The sequence below is a fragment of the Streptomyces sp. PH10-H1 genome, from assembly GCF_030063355.1.
In the GTDB taxonomy this organism is placed as follows: domain Bacteria; phylum Actinomycetota; class Actinomycetes; order Streptomycetales; family Streptomycetaceae; genus Actinacidiphila.
On record NZ_JASISZ010000017.1, the window covers coordinates 50,301 to 69,079 of the forward strand.

Here is an 18,779-nt window from a genome sequence, read left to right on the forward strand (position 1 = left end):
TTTGCTGTCAGCTTACGAAGTGCGACGGAAATTGTCGGAGAATTCCCATTTGCCGAACTTGTCCCGGCTCACGGACGACCGGTGCCCGGCGCGAGCCGTCAATCCCCGGCCGGACGTGTCCCCTTGTTCCGCGCGCTCCTGGACCACGGCCACTTCAGCCGGGTGTCCGGCACGGTCCCCTCGGGGTCGTACACGAAGACCCACCGCGTCTGCCGCGCCGCCCGCGGGCCCGGGCTCGGCTCGCGGTGGTAGATGTGCACCACGGGCTTGCCCCCGGCGGCGTCCGGTACCGGCACGGTGTAGACCTTCGGCGGCTGTCCTGTCGCCCCGACCAGGACGCCCATCAGGCGCCCGTCCAACGGCCCGCCGACGAACTCCGTGTTCTCGCTTCTCACCGGCTCAGCATCCCATGGCCGCCGCCGTCGGGAAGCAGATGCGTGACAGCCTCCACGATCGGGGCGAGCCGCCGGGCCAGTTCGCCGGCCGGGCTGTCGGGGGTCTCCTGGGCGAGGGCCGCCGCGGCGATCCCGGCCGTCTCGGGGTCGGTGGTCGCGGTGATCAGCAACAGGCCGGTGAAATGATCGACCAGCCAGCTCCGCAGCTCCGCGACCGGCGGCTGCTTGCCCTCGTCCAGCCAGGTCAGCGACACGGCCTCCACGGAGGCGATCCACGAGCGGACCATCATCGCCAGCCGAGGGCCGGGATCCGGCGCCCCCAGATGCAGCAGCACCTGCTCGGCCGCGCTGCGCCGCACTCCGTCGACGATCGCGCCCGTACGGCTGGTCTCGGCGACGCTGCCGCCGCGCAGCAGCGCCGAGTACGCGGCGTCGTGCTCGTCGACGAAGGCGAGATAACGGTCCAGGGCGTGCGCCAGTCGCTGGGTCGGCGCGCCCTGGGACGGCTCGACGAAGCATTTCCGCAGTTCATCGGCGGCATTGTGCATAGCGGCCTCGTACAACTGCTGTTTTCCGCCGGGGAAGTAACGGTAGACCAGCGGCCGGGACACTCCGGCCGCGGCCGCGACGTCATCGACCGAGACGTCCTCGGGGCGGTGGTGCCCGAAGAGGTCCACCGCTGCCGCGAGCAACTGCGTGCGGCGTTGCTCGACGCTGAGTCGCCGGTATGCGGGCGCCGCGCTGCCGTTCATGGGCGCAGCTTACGGCCTGGCCCGCTCCCTATCGCGGGCTAGGCCGTAACCGCTGGGGCGCGGCGCGCAGGGTGGGCGGCGGCGCGCGGCTGATTCAGGCCAGCAGGCCCGAGGCGCGCCACAGCCGGCGGCCGGGGCCGCGCAGCACGTCGATCTCCTCGAGGAACTCGACCAGCCGCTTCGAGGACTGCAGCATGACGTCCCGGCGGTGGCCGCTGGCCTTGACCTGCTCCATCGCATACGCCGGATTGAGGCCGACCGCGGCGTACACCTTCGGGCTGACCAGCGAATGCGCCACGATCCTGGCGGTCTCGCCGGAGGTCAGCCGGGTGAGCTCGCGCTCCCAGCGCGGGGCGGTCGACATCTGCCGGGTCAGCTCCTCCCGGGCGTACCGCACATGCCGGGCCTCCTCGACCACATGGATCCGGGTCACCCCGCGCACCAGCGGCTGGACGCGCTCGTCCGGGAAGGTCAGCCGCTGCATCCAGTCGAGGATCTCCTCGACGAGCAGCGTCCCGGTGAAGGCGCCGGGCGTGGTGGAGTACGTCTTCAGGATCCGGCCGAGGTGCAGGTAGAGCCGGCTGGGCCGGTAGACGGGGGTGCCGGATTTCTTGACCAGCCGGCCGAACATCATCGAGTGCCGGCACTCGTCGGCGACCTCGGTCAGCGCATAGCGGACATGCTGACTGGTCGGGTCGAGGGCGTAGATGTGCCGGGCGAGCAGCTGCATCAGGATGATCTCGAACCAGATGCCCATTGAGGCGATGGAAGCGCCTTCGTGCCTGCTCAGCTCGATCCGCTGTTCCTCGGACATGTGCTTCCACAGCGGGGTGCCGTAGAGCGAGCACAGCTCCGGCGGCCAGAACCACTTGCCGTCCTCGAACGGAGCGTCCCAGTCCAGCTCGGTGTCGGGGTCGAAGGAGTGCTTGGCGGACGCGGCGAGCAGCCGCTCGGCGACCTTCTCGCGCTCCGTGATCTTGGTCAGGATGGAGGCCATACGCTTATGAGACTGCGTGTCAGCAAGGACGTCAATCCCTCTCGCACGACTTGTTGACCCGGCGGTAACGAACGTGTGAGTCTGCCAACGACCGCACCCCGTAAGGATTCGGGCGAGTGACGAGGAGGCGTCAGTGTCGACGCACGAGCTCTACACGCATGCACCGGCCGAAGCGCTCTGGGAGGTTACGGCGAGCGGCGCCGCCCGTTTCTCCTGGGAGTACGACGACGGCCGTGACCGGCTGCTCGCCCTCTACCAGAAGGGCAAGGACAAGCAGTGGGACGCCGTCAAGCGGATCGACTGGGACCTGGAGGTCGATCCCTACGACCCGCTCGGCGTCCCGGACGAGGCCCTCACCGTCTACGGCTCCCGTTACTGGGACAAGATGAACGAGCAGGACAAAAAGAATCTGCGGCGGCATTACGCGTCCTGGCAGTTCAGCCAGTTCCTGCACGGCGAACAGGGCGCCATGATCTGCGCCGCCCGCATCGTCGAATCCGTCCCCGACCTGGACGCCAAGTTCTACTCCGCGACCCAGACCATGGACGAGGCGCGGCACGCCGAGATATATGCCCGTTTCCTCAAGGAGAAGGTCGGGATGCTCTACCCGATCAACGATTCCCTGCAGGGGCTGCTCGGCGACACTCTCCGTGATTCCCGCTGGGACATGCCGTATCTCGGTATGCAGGTCCTTATCGAGGGCCTCGCCCTCGCCGCGTTCGGCATGCTCCGTGACACCACCGACAAGCCACTGCCCAAGCAGATCCTGGCCTACATCATGCAGGACGAGGCGCGGCACGTCGCTTTCGGGCGGATGGCACTGCGTGACTACTACAAGCAGCTCAGTGACAGTGAACTCCGCGAGCGCGAGGAATTCGTCATCGAGGGCTGCTACTTGATGCGCGACCGGCTGCGCGGCGTCGAAGTCCTGGAGAACTTCGGAATCCCGCGCAAGGATGCCGATGAACTCAGCGAGCAGTCCGAATACCTTCACCTGTTCCGGCAATTGCTGTTCAGCCGGATCGTGCCCTGTGTGAAGGACATCGGGCTGTGGGGTCCGCGGCTGCAGAAGGCCTACGTCGATATGGGCGTCTTCGAAATGGGCGACTCCAACCTCGACCTCCTCATGGCCGAGGACGAGGACATCGCCGAGAAACTCGACGCCGAGCGATTCGCCGCCGAGGAGTCGGCCCGTGTCGCGGAGGTCGCCGACGCGATCACGCTCGGCTCGGGATCGGAGAGCGGCTGAATCCCGCCGGGAGCGGTGTTGGACACAGTTCCGCCGGACGTAAACATCCGCGCGGGAGTCGTACGCTTGCTCGATGCTTGAAGGACCGAGAGCGCGACGGCGCGCACGCATAGCGCTGGGGCTCGCGCTGCTGACCCTCAGCGCCGCCTGTGGATCCGGCTCCGGGCCGTCACCCGAGGTGATGGCGCCGGTCCCCGGAACGCCCACCGCGATGCCGAACGGCGACCCGCAGGGCTCGGTGGCGCCCGAGGCGAAGGTGCCGTCACCCCCGGGGACGATCACGCTGGCGTTCGGCGGTGATGTGCACTTCACGGAGCGTACGGAGCCGCGGCTGGTCAACGGGATGACGGACCCGGCGATCGGCCCGTTGTCCAAGACCCTCGCGGCGGCCGACTTCTCCATGGTCAACCTGGAGACGGCGATCACCACGCGGGGCACGCCGCAGGCCAAGATCTACCACTTCAGGACCCCCGCCACCGCGCTCGACGTGCTCAAGAAGTCGGGCGTGGACGCGGTGTCGATGGCGAACAACCATGCCGTCGACTACGGCGCGGAGGGCCTGACGGACACCCTCGCGGCGGTCCGCGACGCGCCGATCCCGGTGATCGGCATCGGCGCCGACGACACCCAGGCCTACCGCCCGTACCTGGCGACGATCCGCGGTGTGAGGCTCGCGGTCCTGGCCGCCAGCCAGGTGATGGACATCACGAACCAGAACTGGCGCGCCACATCGTCCAAGCCGGGCATCGCCTCGGCGCTGGACCAGGAGAAACTGGTGGCGGCGGTCAAGGCGGCCAGGAAGAAGGCCGATGTCGTGGTCGTCTATCTGCACTGGGGCACCGAGGGACAGTCCTGCCCCGGGCCCGAGCAGAAGAGCATCGCGGCGAAGCTCGCGGCGGCGGGGGCGACCGCGGTCGTCGGCACCCACGCCCACGTGATGCTGGGCTCCGGGATGATGCGGCAGACCTATGTGGCCTACGGCATGGGCAATCTGCTCTGGTACGGCACCTCGCCCTACCCGAACTCCAACGAAACGGGCATCACCACCCTGACGATCACCAAGGGGAAGGTCGCCGGCGAGCGCTTCACCCCGGCCGTCGTCGACAACCGGGGCGTGCCCATGCCCCAGGACGGCGCCGGGGCCGAGCGCGTCAACGACCGCCGCGCCGGGCTGCGCGGCTGCACGGGGCTGACGGCGGTGCCGAAGAAGTAGCCGGGCGTTGAAGTAGCCGGGCGTTGAAGTGGCCGGGCGTTGAAGCAGCCGGGCTGAAGCGGTCAGGCGTGAAGCAGCCGGGCGTGAAGCAGCCGGGCGTTCGCGTTCCGGAATCCGGCATTATCCGCAGCGGACCGGAACCGGTCCGCTGTCCCCGGCATCTATCACAGCAGGAATGCGGGGGATGGCTATGCGTTCAGTCCTGCCGTGCTGCGACGCGAGAGAAGGGGACTCCACACATGGTGCGACTCACTGCGAGCCAGCGGAACATAGCGATAACCGTTGCTTCGGTTTTCGCTTTGATAGCCGCGATAGCCGGCGCACTGGCGGTGTCCGGCTACAACAAGGCGCAGGCGAAGGAATCCAAGCCCGCCGCGGACGCGAAGCCGTCCGCGCGGCCGGTGCCGATCGAGATCGTGCACGCGCCGGAGAGCGGCGGTAAGGCCGTCAACATCACCATCGACGACGGCCCGGACCCGACCTGGACGCCGAAGGTGCTCGAGGTGCTGAAGCGGTACGACGTGAAGGCCGTCTTCTGCATGATCGGCCCGCAGGCCAAGGCCCACCCCGATCTCGTCCAGCAGATCGTGGCAGCCGGGCACCGGCTCTGCGACCACTCGATCAGCCACGACACGGGGATGGACAAGAAGCCCGAGGCGTACCAGCAGAACGAAGTCCTCGACGCCCTGAAGATGATCGAGGACGCCTCCGGCGGCGCGAAGGTGCAGTACTGGCGGGCTCCGGGCGGTGCGTTCACCCCGTTCAGCCGGAAGCTCGCCGCGGCGCACGGGATGCGGCCGCTCGGCTGGAACGTGGACTCCAAGGACTTCAAGAAGCCCGGCGTCGGCGCCATCGTGAAGACCGTCGAGCAGGAGGTCGCCGGCGGTCCGACGCTCCTCTTCCACGACGGCGGCGGCCAGCGCGACCAGACGGTCGCGGCGCTGGAGCAGGTGCTGCCGTGGCTGAAGCAGCAGGGGTACGCGTTCAGCTTCCCCAAGATCTACTAGAGGTTTTTCCGGGACCCGGGCCCCTTCCGGCGGGCGGCGTCAGCCCAGGACGGCCTTCATGACGTCGCGGGCGATGGGGGCCGCGCTGCCGCCGCCGGAGATGTCGGAGCGGGCGGCCTCGGCGTCCTCGAGGACGACCGCCACGGCCACGGCCGGCTGGCCGCCGCTGGTCTTGGCGTAGGAGATGAACCAGGCGTAGGGCATGCCCGTGTTACCGATGCCGTGCTGGGCGGTGCCGGTCTTGCCGCCGACGGCGATGCCGGGGATGGCGGCCTTGCCGCCGGTGCCGGAGGTGACCACGGCCTCCATCAACTGCTGGAGCTGGGTGGCGGTGGTGGGGCTGACGGCCTGGTGGAGCGGGTGGGCGGTGGTGGTGGAGACCGTGGCGCCGTTGGAGTTGGTGATCCTCTCGACGAGGTACGGGGACATCAGCTCGCCGCCGTTGGCGACGGCCGCCGCGACCATCGCCATCTGGAGCGGTGTCGCGGTGGTGTCGAACTGGCCGATGGAGGACAGGGCGAGCTGGTCGGGGCTCATGCCGGTGTCGAAGTTGCTCGGTACGACACTCGGCGGGATCCGCAGGTTCACGTCGTTGAAGCCGAAGGCCTGCGCCTGCTTGACCATGCCGCTCAGCCCGACGTCCACGCCGAGCTTCGCGAAGACCGTGTTGCACGACACCGCGAACGCGACGAGCAGGGTGGCGTCGGAGCAGGCGCCCGCCTCGTTCGTCAGCTCGGTGCGGGTGCCGGGCAGCGGGTAGGGGTCGGGGGAGACGGTCGCGGCCTTCACGTCGGGGACCTTGCTGTGCTCCAGGGCCGCGGCGGCGGTGATGACCTTGAAGGTGGAGCCGGGCGGGTACGTCTGACGGATCGCCCGGTTGAGCATCGGCTGCTCGACGTCGGCGTTGAGGCGGGTCCACGCCGCATTGACGGCCTTGCCGGTCCCCGCGATGGTCGCGGGGTCGTACGAGGGCGAGGAGACCAGCGCCAGGATCCGGCCGGTGGCCGGGTCGAGCGCGGCGACGGCGCCCTTCCGGTTGCCCAGCCCGGCGAAGGCGGCCTGCTGGGCGGCGGGGTTGATGGTGGTGTGGAGGTCGCCGCCCTTCTGCCGGGAGCGGGTGATCTCGTTCCACAGCGGGAGGGAGGACAGCCGTGCGTCGGTGCCGGACAGCACACCGTCCTCGGTGCCTTCGAGCAGCCTGGTGCCGTACGTCTGCGAGGCGTAGCCGGTGACGGGCGCGTACAGCGGTCCCTGGGCGTACGTGCGCAGGTACTTCAGCCGGCCGCCGGTCGCGCGGGAACCGGTGGCGGAGGCGTCCGCGATCATGATGTTGCCTCGCGGCCTGTCGTAGCGGGAGATCACCGAGCGGCGGTTGGCCGGATTGCCGTCGTAGGAGCCGGTCTGGACGACCTGGACGCGGCCGGCGTTCAGCAGCAGGGCGGCCAGCAGGACGAGACAGAAGGCGGCGGCCCGCCGGATGTAACGGGTCACGAGGCTTCACTCTCCCCGGGCAGCGGCCGGCGCGCGCTGTCGCTGAGCCGGATCAGCAGCGCGACGATGATCCAGTTGGTGACGACGGAGGACCCGCCCTGGGCGAGGAACGGCATCGCCATGCCGGTGAGCGGGATCAGGTCCATCACCCCGCCCGCGATCACGAAGACCTGCAGGGCCAGGATCGAGGCGAGGCCGATCGCGAGCAGCCGCCCGAACGGATCGCGCAGCGCAAGTCCCGCCCGGTAACCACGGGCCACCAGCAGCGCGTAGAGCACGAAGATCGCCGTCAGCCCGATCATGCCCAGCTCCTCGCCCGCCGTGGAGAGGATGAAGTCGGACTTGGCGGCGAAGCCGATCAGATACGAGTGGCCCTGGCCGAGTCCGGTGCCGAGCAGACCGCCGGTGCCGAAGGCGAACAGCGACTGGGCGAGCTGGTTGGGCCCCTGGCCCGCGTCGATGCTGGCGAACGGGTGCAGCCAGTCCTGGACCCGGCTGTGCACATGCGGTTCGACCGAGCCGACGGCGAAGGCACCGACCGCCGCCAGCAGCAGGCCCACCGCGATCCAGCCGGTCCTGCCGGTCGCCACGTACAGCATCACCACGAACAGGCCGAAGAAGAGCAGCGAGGTGCCCAGGTCCCGTTCCACGATCAGGAGGCCCGCGCTGAGCAGCCAGACCGCCACGATCGGGCCGAGCACCCGGCCGGTGGGCAGCTGCAGCTTCCAGATCTGCCGGCCGGTGTACGCCAGGGCGTGGCGGTTGGCGGCGAGGTACGCGGCGAAGAACACCGCGAGCAGCACCTTGGCGAACTCGCCCGGCTGGATCGAGAATCCGGCGAGCCGGATCCAGATCTTGGCGCCGTTGACCGCCGGGAAGAAGATCGGGATGACCATGGCGAACAGCGCGGCGGCGCAGCTGACGTACGCGTAGCGCGACAGGAGGCGGTGGTCGCGCAGGACGAGGACCACGGCGATGAAGAGCCCGACGCCCAGCGTCGACCAGATCAGCTGGGTGGGCGCCGCTTCGGCGCCGAGCGCCGGCTCCAGGTCGAGCCGGTAGATCAGCACCAGGCCGAAACCGTTGAGCAGCACGGCGATCGGGAGCAGCAGCGGGTCGGCGTAGGGCGCGCGGGCGCGGACCGCGACATGGGCGAGCAGGGCGAGGACGCCGAGACCCGCGCCGTAGCCCGCCGCGTCGGGCGGGAGGGCACCGTTCTCGGCCAGCCCCACTTCCGCGTAGCCGTAGACCGAGATGAGAACCGCACCGACCAGCAGGGAGAGCTCGACGCCGCGCCTCCTGGGCAGCCGCACGCCGAGCGGGGGAGCGGCGGTGATCGTTGCGCTCATGGGCTGCAACCTAGCAAGCCATGGCGCTTATGTCCCTTATGTGATCGATAGGGACCGCGAGCCACACTGTCGGAGCCGGGACGTAGGCTGCAGAGGTGACACCAGCCGAGGAGATCGCCGACCTGCCGTACGCCGGCCTGCTGCGCCCGCACGAGGGCGGCCTGGAGGTCGACGAACGGTACGACACGGTCCACTTCGACCGGCTGGTCCTCGAGGACGAGAAGGCCTCCGGAGCCCACTTCCTCGAGTGCGCCATCACCGACTGCACCTTCACCGGCACCCCCATGCGCGGGGCCCGCTTCAACGACGTATGGGCGCAGGCCACCCGTTTCACCGGCACCGGGCTCGCCGAGTCCTCCTGGCTCGACACCGCCTTCACCGCCTGCGCTCTGGCGGGCATCGAGGCGTACGGCTCCGTGCTGCGCCGGGTCGTCTTCCGCCAGTGCAAGTTCGACTCGGTGAACCTGCGGTCGGCCACGCTGCAGGACGTCGTCTTCGAGGACTGCGTGCTGCGCGATGTCGACCTCGGCGGTGCCAGGCTCACCGGGGTGACCTTCCCCGGCACCCGGCTGGAACGTGTCCACCTCGCCCGCGCCACGCTGAAGAAGGCCGACCTGCGCGGCGCCGTCACCCTCGATCTCGCCGACGGCTACGAATCGCTCAAGGGCGCCCTCATCAGCACCCCCCAGCTCTTCGACCTCGCCCCGGCCCTCGCCCAGACCCTGGGCATCACCGTCAAGGACAAGTAGGAGATCCCTGTGAGCCTGTACGACATCCCGCTGCGCACCCTGTCCGGTGAGTCCGCCTCCCTGGCGGACCAGCGCGGCAAGGCGCTGCTCATCGTCAACGTCGCCTCCAAGTGCGGTCTCACCCCGCAGTACGAGGGCCTGGAGCGGCTGCAGCAGCGTTACGCGGAGCGCGGCTTCACCGTGCTCGGCGTGCCCAGCAACCAGTTCGCCGGCCAGGAGCCAGGCAGCGCCGAGGAGATCCAGACCTTCTGCTCCACCAGCTACGGGGTGAGCTTCCCGCTCTTCGCGAAGGCCGATGTCAACGGTGAGGACCGGCACCCGCTGTACACCGAGCTGACGCAGGCGAAGGACGCGGAGGGCGAGGCCGGGGACGTGCAGTGGAATTTCGAGAAGTTCCTGGTCGGCCCCGACGGAGAGGTGGCCGGCAGGTTCCGGCCGCGCACCGAGCCCGAGGCCGCTGAGCTGGTCGAAGCCATCGAGGCCGTGCTGCCCGCCTGACCTCGCAAGATCGTGGCGAGGGCCCCTACGGGCGGGGCCACGCCATGGCGCGATCCGGCAGGTTCCAATTCATTGTCGGGGCACCCGCTCTCCTGCTTTTCTCTTCTTACCGCCTCGGCGAGGAAGGGACAGCGGAGTGCAGGAGAGCGAATTCCGTACCGGGCATCTATGCGTGGACACGGATCCTGCGCTGTGCCTCCCTTGCCAGGAGCGGTTGGATCGGCAACTCGCCTTGCTTCCCCGGGTATATGGCGAGTTGGAGGCTGCGCTCGTTCCGGCTGTGGACGGTGGCGACCGTGTCACCGGTGGTGGCCGGCCCGGCATCCCGCTGAACGGGCCGGCTGTCGATGCGCGCGCCGACATCCGAGGCACCCTCGCCTCCTGGGCCGATCTGATAGTCGAGGGCCGCACCGTCCGCCTCCCCCTGCGGACGGTGCCGGCCCTCGCCGCCTTCCTGCGCCGACACCTCGGCTGGCTGGCCGTGCATCCGGCCGCCGAGGACGCCGCGGCGGAGGTCGACGCCCTCGTCCGCCGCTGTATGAAGATCGCCCGGCCCCGGCTGGAGCGACGCATCCCCGTCGGCCCGTGCATCGTGCAGTCATGCCCCGGACGCCTCACCGCCGTCGTCCGCGAGCCCGGCTCCACCCTCCCCCCGGCCGTCGAATGCGATACCGACCGCGCCCATGTCTGGCCGCCGGAGCGCTGGCGCGCCCTCTACCGGGGCCGCGCCTGCGACGGAATCCCGCCGGGGCTCAGCGCCCGCGAGATCTCCTCGGCCTGGCGCATCCCCGCCGGTACGGTCTACTGGCTCGCCAACGAGCACCAGTGGCGCCGGAAGCGTGACGGGCGGCAGGTCTTCTACGCCCAGGAGGACGTCCTGGAGACGCTGGGCCGCGACCGCCTCACGGGCTGAAACGGGCTGAGGCGGCCTGAGGCCGTGCGGCCTCACAGGCTGAGAACGGCCGGGAAGAACGGCCGGGAATCGCTGCGCACGGCTGGAAAGATCCGGTGCGAGATGGCTGGAACTCGCCGCTGCCGTGGCTGCAACGCGCCTGGACGCAGAAAACGCTGTACGGCCCGCGGCGTAGCCGCGAACCGTACAGCGCTGTGGGGGGAGGGGGAAGGTCTGTTGTCAGGCGGTCGCCGCGGACGGAACCCACACAGCGGGCGCGGCTGCCGGAACCCACACAGCGGGCGTCGCCGACGGAACCCACACAGCGGGCGTCGCCGACGGAACCCACACGTCTGGCGCGGCTGCCGGAACCCACACAGCGGGGCTGGCGCTCTGTTCCGTGCGCTTCGTCTCCGTGGAGGAAGCGTGCGTCGCGGCCAGAGCGGTGCCGCCAACTGAAGAAAGGGCGAGCACCAGGGCTGCGACCGCAGTGATCTTGGTCAGGTGCTGCATGCTCGACATCGTGATCCTTGTCTGGGGAGGCAGGAAATTGCTCACGGGTTCGGGATGCCCTTGTAGCAATGCAAGGGTGCCAAAAATGGACGGCAAATGGCCAGTTCGGGCAGGTGCGTAAGTGCGCAATGGCGCGAATCGGAAGGTCATCACTTCAGATGAACCCATGAGTCACGGCGAGGACTCCGGCCTGAAACCGGCTCTCCGCCTGCAGGTATCTCATGACTTCCGACACCAGACGGCTCACCGTACGCAGCGAAATCCCCAGTTTCCGGGCGATTCGCTCATCGGTCAGTCCGTTGGCCAGGAGTCGCATGGTGGTGCGGTGCTGTTCGGTCAGTTCGCTCGCGGAGTCGAACCGGTCAGCTACTTTGCTCGAGTACGGCACGGAGCGCAACCAGCAGTCCTCGTAGAGTGCGCTGTAGGTGCGGACCAGTGCCGTACCGCGCACCAGGAGCGCCGCCTCCGACGGGTTGTCCGGGTTGGCGGCGAGCATCGCGGTGTGCATGTCGCCGATGCTCAGGTCCAGCGGGACCTGGGGCGCCAGCCGCACCTCCACGCCTGCGGTGGCCAGCTCGGACAGGTACTTGCGCTGACGGGGCGCCGAGTTGATGCCCTGGGTGTAGATCGCCTGTACCCGGATACCGCGTTTCACCATGTCGGAGTCGCCCTGCAGGGACTCGGCCAGGGCTTCGGCCGGCGGCAGCGGCCCGGGATGCATGGACCGTGAGCGGGTGGTGAGGGTGGCGTAGTAGTCGCCGACCATCTGCCGCTTGCGGCCGTCGCCGGTGATGATCTCGACCTCGACCTTCGCCGCGTCCCGCTGCACGGCCGGCCGGTAGCGTTCCATCAAGGACTCGGACGCCCGGACGATCGCCGTCAGTTCCTCGCGCTGTGCCTGCAGTGCGGACCGCTGCCGGTCCAGCAGGCTGATGAGGGCGGTATCCGGATCCACAGGGTCGACCTCCTCCGGGCTGCGCCCGGCGCGAATCAGCCCCAGCTCCCGGAGTTCCGCCCAGCCGTTCGCTGCTTCGGTGGCGGTGAGACCCAGCCGTGCCGCGGCCCTCGCCGGCGGGCACGACCCATGATCACGCAAAGCTTGATACAGGGCAAGACCGACATCGTCGGATTCCGCCGCCCCGCCTCGGACAGTCACAGCCATGGCTACCCCCTCACCCAGAGGCGACTTTAGCAACGGATGTGCCGTATGCCAGCGGCCCGCAGGCAGCAGTTGGTCGGCCGCAGCGGCCGCGCACCATTGCTGGGCCGCCGCGGCCGGGTGTGAGGGGTGAGGGTGGTTGAAGGCTCTCCGAAATGCCGGGCCGTGACGTACAGGGAGGGCGGAGGACGCTCCTGGGGTCAACTCCGTCTGCGCGCCGCACGGTTGGCGGCACGCGTCACCAACATGAAAGTCATCCTCTTGGCCGCTGGCAGGCCGTGTCAACCGGTTCGCGCAACCGCTGCCTCAGCCGTCGCCCAGATCATCCGACGACATGTGCGGGACCCGTTCCACGCCGGTCCGCCCGGAGCGCGCTCCGGGCCCGGTCCGTGAAGGGGCCGGCGCAGGGGGCGGTGGCCAGGACATAGGGGTTCTTCCCCGCCGGACACTGTTCTACCCTCGGCGGATGTCTCAAGGGAAGTTGCTGGGCATCAGCGACCTGCATGTCGCGCACCCGGAGAACCGGAAGATCCTCGAGGAGCTGCGCCCGGACAACCCGTCGGACTGGCTGATCGTCGCGGGCGACGTGGGCGAGATGCTCGACGACATCGAATGGGCCCTGGAACTACTGAGCGTGCGCTTCGCGCATGTCGTGTGGGCGCCGGGCAACCACGACCTGTGGACCCCGCACGGCGATGCCGTACAGCTGCGCGGCGAGGCCCGCTACCGGCATCTGGTGGAGATCTGCCGGTCGCTGGGGGTGCACAGCCCGGAGGACCCGTACCCGGTCTGGAGCGGTCCTGGCGGCCCGGTCGTCGTCGCTCCGCTGTTCCTGCTCTACGACTACACCTTCCGCACTCCCACCGCGACCTCCAAGGAGGAGTCGCTCGCGCAGGCCTACGAGGCCGGGATCGTGTGCACGGATGAATTCCTTCTGCACCCCGATCCCTACCCGTCGCGGGACGCCTGGTGCCGCGCCCGGGTGGAGGAGACACAACAGCGGCTCGAAGCCTGCGATCCGGAACTGCGGACCGTACTCGTCAACCATTTTCCCTTGGTGCGCGAGCCCACGAATATCCTGCGTTATCCCGAATTCGCCCAATGGTGCGGAACGGAACGGACCGCGGACTGGCACACCCGCTTCCGGGCGGCGGCCGTCGTCTACGGGCACCTCCACATCCCGCGAACCACCTGGTACGACGGGGTGCGGTTCGAGGAGGTGTCGGTCGGCTACCCCCGCGAGTGGCGCACCCCCGGCCACCCCAGGAACGTGCCGCGGCAGATCCTCCCCGAACCCGTGGTGGCCGTCTGAGAGCCCGCCAGATTACGCCCGGCGGAGCACTCGCGCTGCGCTGGAGTACTTACTGCGGTGCAACTTCCTGCCATCGTGGGGCGCGAGTTCCCTGCCTACACTGGATTCCTGATTCAACGGGGAGAATCCTCCGATTCAATTCGCCAGTGTCAATGTGCCCTCCTGGGGACGAGGGCCGGTTATTCCGGCCGACGGGAGCGCGGGTCCGCACTGGATTACGGGGACAGTGGGGGCGAAGATGATGCTGATCGACCGTGAGGCGGAACTGGCGCTACTGGACACGGCTTTGGCCGGATGCATGGCAGGGCATGCCCGGATCGTGCTGGTCGAGGGCGCGGTCGGCTGCGGGAAGAGTGAACTCGTCGACACCGTCGCCGAGTCGGCCGGGGCGGCGGGGGCCGTCGTGCTGCGGGCGCTGGGATCCGCGGAGGAACGCGCCCTGCCGCTGGGCGTTCTGGGGCAGCTCGTCAACAGCGCGCCGCCCGGGACGCTCCCGGAGCCCGCGCAGAACCAGGGTTCGTCGCGGATCGGGGCGATGCGGGCGTTCAGCGACGCGGTCCATGAACTGAGTGCGCGGACGCCCGTGGTCCTGGCGCACCGACGCCGCCGAGGCGCTGCTGCAGCTCGGCGAGGCGCATCGGGCGGAGCGCTTCGTGGCCGACCAGCTCGCCACCCGCGACGCCGCCAACCCGTGGGTGTCCGGCATCTCGCTGCGGGCGCGGGTGGCGACCCGGGAGCCCAGGGAACGCCAGATCCTGCTCGCCAAGTCCATCGACGAGCTGCGCAGATCCGGCGACCGCTACGAGCTCGCCCGCTCCATGGCGGAGCTCGGGCAGGTGCTCAAGGAACTGGGCGAGCCCACCCGCGCCAACACGGTCAACCGGCGGCCCTGGCACCTGGCGCAGGAGTGCGGGGCCGAGGCGCTGCGCGAGAAGACCCTGCCCGGGCACAGCGCCGTGACCGGGATGCCGGAAGATCCGGCGCCGGTGGCCGCCTACGCGGACCTGGAGGCCAAGCTCAGCGACTCCGAGAGGCGCGTCGCCATGCTCGCGGTGCACGGGCACACCAACCGGGAGATCGCGATGAAGCTCTACATCACGGTGAGCACCGTCGAACAGCACCTGACACGGGTCTATCGCAAGCTCAGCATCAGCAGCCGCCAGGAGCTACCGGTGGACCTGCGGCTCAGCGTCACCGAGATGGCCTGAGCGCGCCCCTCCAGGGCGCCGCCTACCCCACATCAGCCGACCGAAGTGCGACCGCCGCCACGTTCTCGGCCGTCAACGCGAAGCCAGGTCGGCGTCCCGTGCCCGCCGGATGAACAGGGCGACCGACGGCACGTTCTGCATCTCGTGCACATGGCACTCCGCCGACGGGGCACCTCCGGCGGTAGCCGGGGGAGCCTGGACCGCCCATCATCGGTCGGACAGGCCCTGGTTGATCCTCCGGTGAGGCTTTAGCGAAGCCCATGAGACCGGGCGCACGCTCGTACGGCTGCCCCGCCTCCCCTACTCCCCCGCTGGGGAGCCCGGGCAACCCGCGAGCCCCGCCCCAGGGTCTTCCCCCGGACCCCTGGGCGGGGCCTTCGCCATCGGGCCCTCAGAGGTGACGGCCGCCGCGCCCCCACGAGGTGGGCGACCTGGGTGCGGGACACGACGCCGAGATTCTTGAAGATCCGGCTCGGATACGTCTCCACCGTCTTGGCGCTGAGCTGCATCCGGCCCGTGATCTGCTGGTTGGTGAAGCTCGCGCCACCGTACTCGCCCGCTGCACGTTCGATCAGAGTGCGCATCGCGCGGATCAGCCAGTACGCGTCCGGGTCGGGCGACGCCGGAACACCGGCTCCGCTGCCGGACACCTGTGCGGCCGGTGCCGTCCGCGGTGTGGCTACGACCGGCTGGTCTCGGCGGACTGATCCGGCGAACCGGCGTGGCCGTCGTGGCCGTCGAGGCCGTCGAGGCTCCGGGCTCTGAGGATCTCGGCGGTCGCGTCGTCGGCCGGGAGGAACGCCTCCAGATGGAGTTCGGCCAGGGTGATGTCGACGGCGGTCGCGAACGAGGTGAGGGTGGTGAGGAGCCGCAGTTCGCCCTCGGCGGAGCGCAGCCGCAGCGGGACGGCGAAGCCGAGATGGTCGGCACCCGGAACCGTGGGCGGGACGTAGCCGTCCAGTTCCGCTATGAGTTCATCGAGCCGCGCGTCGGGGCTCCGCAGGGCGCGGGACCGCAGGCTCTCGGTGATGTGCCGGCCCCAGGCGTCCAGATTCTCCACCCGGGGAGCCAGCCCGCGCGGATGGAGCGCCAGCCGCAGCATGTTCACCGGCGGTTCGAGGAGTTCGGGGGCGGCGCCCTCGGTGAGGACGCCGATGGCGCTGTTGGCGGCGACCAGGTCGCCGTACGGGCCGACCACCATGGCGGGATAGGGCAGATGCCCGTCGAGAATGCTCTCCAGGGCCTCGCGGACGGGGCGCAGCAGCGGCTCGTCCAGCGGCGACTCGAGGAACACCGGCGCGTAACCGGCCGTCAGCAGCAGGGCGTTGCGCTCCCGCAGACTCAGGCCGAGCGACTCGGCGAGCCGGACGACGATGGACCGGCCGGGCATCGACCGGCCGCGTTCCATAAAACTCAGATACCGCTGGGTGGTGCCCGCGCGGATGGCGAGTTCGAGCTGGCTCACCCGGCGTGCGCTGCGCCAGCGCCGTAGCTCGCTCGCGAATTGGTTCGTCTCGATTCCAGTGCTCACGGGCCAGTTGTAGCAGCGGCGGGAACCGGTGCGCGCCGGGCGCGTCCGACCCGTGCTCCGACTCCCTCGTCGACCCGTCGGGTGCCGGTCCCCGCATCCGGTTCCAGATCGTCCCCGAGGCCAAGTCCGTCAAGAACCGGATCCACTTCGACCTGTGGGTGAGCGGCGGCCGGGACGTTCCCCTGGAGACCCGTACCGCCATCGTGGACGCCGAGGCCGCGCGCCTCATCGCCGCCGGTGCCTCGCAGATCCGCGTCCTGTCGCAGGACGGCCTCGACCACTACGCGATCGTCCTCCAGGACCCCGAGGGCAATGAGTTCTGCGTCGCGTAGCCGTGTAGCCCGCCCCTTGGCAGTACCCATATCGGACGGGGAACAGGGGTGGCACGGCGGAGAGCAGGGGGTCAACGCTGTGGCGACGGCTTCGAAGCCGCGGCTTCAATGAGGTTCAGGCTGTTTCATATATCGCTTCAATCGCCTGACCGAGCGGATGGGTGAACCGAACCATGACCATTGCCGAGGACATCACCTCGACCCGGCCGCAGACGCCGGCCCCCGTGACGGGGCTGCTCCCGCCACCCCGCCCCGACCCGCGGTCCCGGGTGGCGCTGTTCAATCTGGTCAAACAGACGGTCAGGGACGGACCGGGGCCGCGCGCGACGGAACAGCAGTGGGCCAAGGGCAAACTGACGGTCCATGAGCGGCTGGAGCTGCTCTTCGACGAGGGCACGTTCACCGAGATCGAGCCGCTGCGCCGGCACCGCGCCACCGGCTTCGGCCTGGAGAACAAACGGCCGTACACCGATGGCGTGGTGACCGGCTGGGGCGAGGTCATGGGCCGCACGGTCTTCGTCTACGCCCATGACTTCCGGATTTTCGGCGGTTCGCTGGGGGAGGCCCACGCCGAGAAGATCCACAAGGTGATGGACCTGGCCGAGTCGGCAGGTGCGCCTCTGGTCAGCCTCAGTGACGGCGCCGGGGCGCGGATCCAGGAGGGCGTCACCGCACTCGCCGGATACGGCGGCATCTTCCGTCGCAACGTCCGTTCCTCTGGCGTCATCCCGCAGATCAGCGTGATGCTCGGCCCGTGCGCGGGCGGCGCCACGTACTCGCCGGCGCTCACCGACTTCGTCTTCATGGTGCGCGGCACCTCGCAGATGTACATCACCGGGCCCGATGTGGTGCGGGCCGTCACCGGCGAGAAGATCTCCCACGACCAGCTCGGCGGCGCCGATGTGCACGCGTCGGTCTCCGGCGCGGCCCAGTTCGTCTACGACGACGAGGCCGGGTGCCTCTCCGAGGTCCGCTATCTGCTCTCGCTCCTCCCGTCGAACAACCGCGAGCTGCCGCCGGCTGTCGCGACGGCCGATCCGGCCAACCGCGGGAACGAGTCGCTGCTGGAACTGGTGCCTGCCGACGCGAACCGCGCGTACGACATCCGGCCGGTGATCGAGGAAATCGTCGACGACGGCGAATTCTTCGAGGTGCACGCCGCCTGGGCCACCAACATCGTCTGCGCGCTGGCCCGCCTCGACGGCCACGTGGTCGGGATCGTGGCGAACCAGCCGGCCTCGCTGGCCGGGGTCCTGGACATCAACGCCTCGGACAAGGCCGCGCGCTTCGTCCAGATGTGTGACTCGTTCAGCATTCCGCTGGTCACCCTCGTGGATGTGCCGGGTTTCCTGCCCGGCAGCGCGCAGGAGCACGGCGGCATCATCCGCCACGGCGCGAAGCTGCTGTACGCGTACTGCAACGCCACCGTCCCGCGCATCCAGGTCATCCTCCGCAAGGCCTACGGCGGTTCCTACATTGTCATGGACTCCCGTTCCATCGGCACCGATCTGTCTTTCGCCTGGCCGACGAACGAGATCGCGGTCATGGGTGCCGAAGGCGCGGCCAACGTCGTCTTCCGGCGTGAGATCGCCGCGGCCGACGACCCGGACGCCGTCCGCGCCGAGCGCATCAAGCAGTACCAGGAGGAGCTGATGCACCCCTACTACGCTGCGGAGCGCGGTCTCGTCGACGACGTCATCGACCCCGCGACGACCCGCTCCGTACTCATCCGCTCCCTGGCGATGCTCCGCACCAAGCACGCGACGCTTCCGTCCCGCAAGCACGGAAACCCGCCGGTGTGACGGCCATGACGACGACAGGCACACCGGAAACGGGACCACCGACACCGAGCCCGCCGGAAGCGGAAGTACTGGCCTCGAATGAGGAGAGCGTTCCCGAGGAGCTGCTCATCCAGTTCGTCCGCGGAGAGCCGGACGACGAGCAGGTGGCCGCGGCGACGGTCGCGCTCCTCGCCGTCCTCCGGCAGAAGGCCGCAGCCGACGACGACCTGAGCGGGCGCGCCGGCCGGAGCAGCCGGCCTCCCGGCTGGACCCCTGACAGCTACGCGCCGCCCGGCGCCTGGTCCTACGGCTGACACTCCCCTCCGACCGTCCGCCCCGCCACGGGTGCCC

At 69.5% G+C, this 18,779-nt stretch carries 20 protein-coding genes; 11 read left to right on the forward strand and 9 right to left on the reverse strand.

All coding sequences use genetic code 11. The annotated features are described in order from the left end of the window. Positions 1-98: 98 nt before the first annotated feature. From QMK24_RS13565 to QMK24_RS13575, 3 genes are all read right to left on the reverse strand, one after another. Positions 99-395 carry a DUF8847 domain-containing protein gene (locus QMK24_RS13565; RefSeq protein WP_283465949.1) on the reverse strand — a complete coding sequence of 99 codons (297 nt, stop codon included), beginning with the start codon at positions 393-395 and terminating at the stop codon, positions 99-101. Further along, positions 392-1,147 (reverse strand): TetR/AcrR family transcriptional regulator, encoded by a 756-nt coding sequence (locus QMK24_RS13570; RefSeq protein WP_283465950.1) that lies wholly within the window; start codon positions 1,145-1,147, stop codon positions 392-394. The genes QMK24_RS13565 and QMK24_RS13570 overlap by 4 nt, the downstream gene beginning before the upstream one ends. A gap of 94 nt (positions 1,148-1,241) precedes the next feature. Next, on the reverse strand, positions 1,242-2,144 hold the full coding sequence (locus QMK24_RS13575; protein WP_283465951.1) for an AurF N-oxygenase family protein: 903 nt from the start codon (positions 2,142-2,144) through the stop codon (positions 1,242-1,244). Positions 2,145-2,277: 133 nt separating this feature from the next. Here QMK24_RS13575 and QMK24_RS13580 point away from each other — a divergent pair, with 133 nt between their 5' ends. The 3 genes from QMK24_RS13580 (at position 2,278) to QMK24_RS13590 (ending at position 5,613) form a co-directional block, all read left to right on the forward strand. Beyond that, a complete protein-coding gene (locus tag QMK24_RS13580) occupies positions 2,278-3,393 on the forward strand; it encodes a ferritin-like domain-containing protein (protein WP_283465952.1) in 1,116 nt (371 codons plus the stop codon). A 73-nt stretch (positions 3,394-3,466) separates the two neighbouring features. Then, positions 3,467-4,606 (forward strand): CapA family protein, encoded by a 1,140-nt coding sequence (locus tag QMK24_RS13585; protein WP_283465954.1) that lies wholly within the window; start codon positions 3,467-3,469, stop codon positions 4,604-4,606. Positions 4,607-4,845: 239 nt separating this feature from the next. After that, on the forward strand, positions 4,846-5,613 hold the full coding sequence (locus tag QMK24_RS13590) for a polysaccharide deacetylase family protein (RefSeq protein WP_283465955.1): 768 nt from the start codon (positions 4,846-4,848) through the stop codon (positions 5,611-5,613). Between the two features lie 39 nt (positions 5,614-5,652). Here QMK24_RS13590 and QMK24_RS13595 read toward each other — a convergent pair whose 3' ends face one another. Next, the gene (locus tag QMK24_RS13595) at positions 5,653-7,104 is read right to left on the reverse strand and encodes a penicillin-binding transpeptidase domain-containing protein (protein ID WP_283465956.1); all 1,452 of its coding nucleotides are present in this window, start codon (positions 7,102-7,104) and stop codon (positions 5,653-5,655) included. Beyond that, on the reverse strand, positions 7,101-8,453 hold the full coding sequence (locus QMK24_RS13600; RefSeq protein WP_283465957.1) for an FtsW/RodA/SpoVE family cell cycle protein: 1,353 nt from the start codon (positions 8,451-8,453) through the stop codon (positions 7,101-7,103). The genes QMK24_RS13595 and QMK24_RS13600 overlap by 4 nt, the downstream gene beginning before the upstream one ends. A gap of 95 nt (positions 8,454-8,548) precedes the next feature. Here QMK24_RS13600 and QMK24_RS13605 point away from each other — a divergent pair, with 95 nt between their 5' ends. The 3 genes from QMK24_RS13605 to QMK24_RS13615 all read left to right on the forward strand — a co-directional run bounded on the left by QMK24_RS13605 (position 8,549) and on the right by QMK24_RS13615 (position 10,613). Beyond that, positions 8,549-9,202, forward strand: a complete 654-nt coding sequence (locus tag QMK24_RS13605) for a pentapeptide repeat-containing protein (RefSeq protein WP_283465960.1) — start codon at positions 8,549-8,551, stop codon at positions 9,200-9,202. Positions 9,203-9,211: 9 nt separating this feature from the next. After that, positions 9,212-9,700: a glutathione peroxidase gene (locus tag QMK24_RS13610; RefSeq protein ID WP_283465962.1), complete on the forward strand. Its 489-nt coding sequence runs from the start codon at positions 9,212-9,214 to the stop codon at positions 9,698-9,700. A 280-nt stretch (positions 9,701-9,980) separates the two neighbouring features. Further along, positions 9,981-10,613, forward strand: a complete 633-nt coding sequence (locus tag QMK24_RS13615) for a hypothetical protein (protein ID WP_283465963.1) — start codon at positions 9,981-9,983, stop codon at positions 10,611-10,613. Positions 10,614-11,259: 646 nt separating this feature from the next. Here the strand turns inward: QMK24_RS13615 and QMK24_RS13620 are convergent. Further along, positions 11,260-12,060 carry a LuxR C-terminal-related transcriptional regulator gene (locus tag QMK24_RS13620; RefSeq protein WP_283465964.1) on the reverse strand — a complete coding sequence of 267 codons (801 nt, stop codon included), beginning with the start codon at positions 12,058-12,060 and terminating at the stop codon, positions 11,260-11,262. A gap of 670 nt (positions 12,061-12,730) precedes the next feature. On the opposite strand from QMK24_RS13620, the gene QMK24_RS13625 reads away from it, so the two are divergent. Further along, positions 12,731-13,576, forward strand: coding sequence for a metallophosphoesterase family protein (locus QMK24_RS13625; protein WP_283465965.1), 846 nt, complete (start codon positions 12,731-12,733; stop codon positions 13,574-13,576). 271 nt (positions 13,577-13,847) lie between these two features. Here QMK24_RS13625 and QMK24_RS13630 read toward each other — a convergent pair whose 3' ends face one another. Then, positions 13,848-14,138, reverse strand: coding sequence for a hypothetical protein (locus tag QMK24_RS13630; protein ID WP_283465967.1), 291 nt, complete (start codon positions 14,136-14,138; stop codon positions 13,848-13,850). Between the two features lie 7 nt (positions 14,139-14,145). Between QMK24_RS13630 and QMK24_RS13635 the strand changes: the two genes are divergently transcribed. Then, a complete protein-coding gene (locus QMK24_RS13635) occupies positions 14,146-14,784 on the forward strand; it encodes a helix-turn-helix transcriptional regulator (protein ID WP_283465969.1) in 639 nt (212 codons plus the stop codon). A gap of 248 nt (positions 14,785-15,032) precedes the next feature. On the opposite strand, the gene QMK24_RS13640 is transcribed toward QMK24_RS13635, so the two are convergent. Together QMK24_RS13640 and QMK24_RS13645 are read right to left on the reverse strand one after the other, a co-directional pair. Then, positions 15,033-15,368, reverse strand: coding sequence for a LuxR C-terminal-related transcriptional regulator (locus QMK24_RS13640; RefSeq protein ID WP_283466043.1), 336 nt, complete (start codon positions 15,366-15,368; stop codon positions 15,033-15,035). A 95-nt stretch (positions 15,369-15,463) separates the two neighbouring features. After that, positions 15,464-16,315 carry a helix-turn-helix domain-containing protein gene (locus QMK24_RS13645; protein WP_283465970.1) on the reverse strand — a complete coding sequence of 284 codons (852 nt, stop codon included), beginning with the start codon at positions 16,313-16,315 and terminating at the stop codon, positions 15,464-15,466. Here QMK24_RS13645 and QMK24_RS13650 point away from each other — a divergent pair. From QMK24_RS13650 to QMK24_RS13660, 3 genes are all read left to right on the forward strand, one after another. Continuing rightward, positions 16,255-16,647, forward strand: coding sequence for a VOC family protein (locus QMK24_RS13650; protein ID WP_283465973.1), 393 nt, complete (start codon positions 16,255-16,257; stop codon positions 16,645-16,647). The genes QMK24_RS13645 and QMK24_RS13650 overlap by 61 nt on opposite strands. Before the next feature lie 173 nt (positions 16,648-16,820). Further along, complete coding sequence (locus tag QMK24_RS13655) at positions 16,821-18,449, forward strand: acyl-CoA carboxylase subunit beta (RefSeq protein WP_283465974.1); 1,629 nt, start codon at positions 16,821-16,823, stop codon at positions 18,447-18,449. 5 nt (positions 18,450-18,454) lie between these two features. Beyond that, positions 18,455-18,742, forward strand: a complete 288-nt coding sequence (locus QMK24_RS13660; protein ID WP_283465975.1) for an acyl-CoA carboxylase epsilon subunit — start codon at positions 18,455-18,457, stop codon at positions 18,740-18,742. Positions 18,743-18,779: the final 37 nt, after the last annotated feature.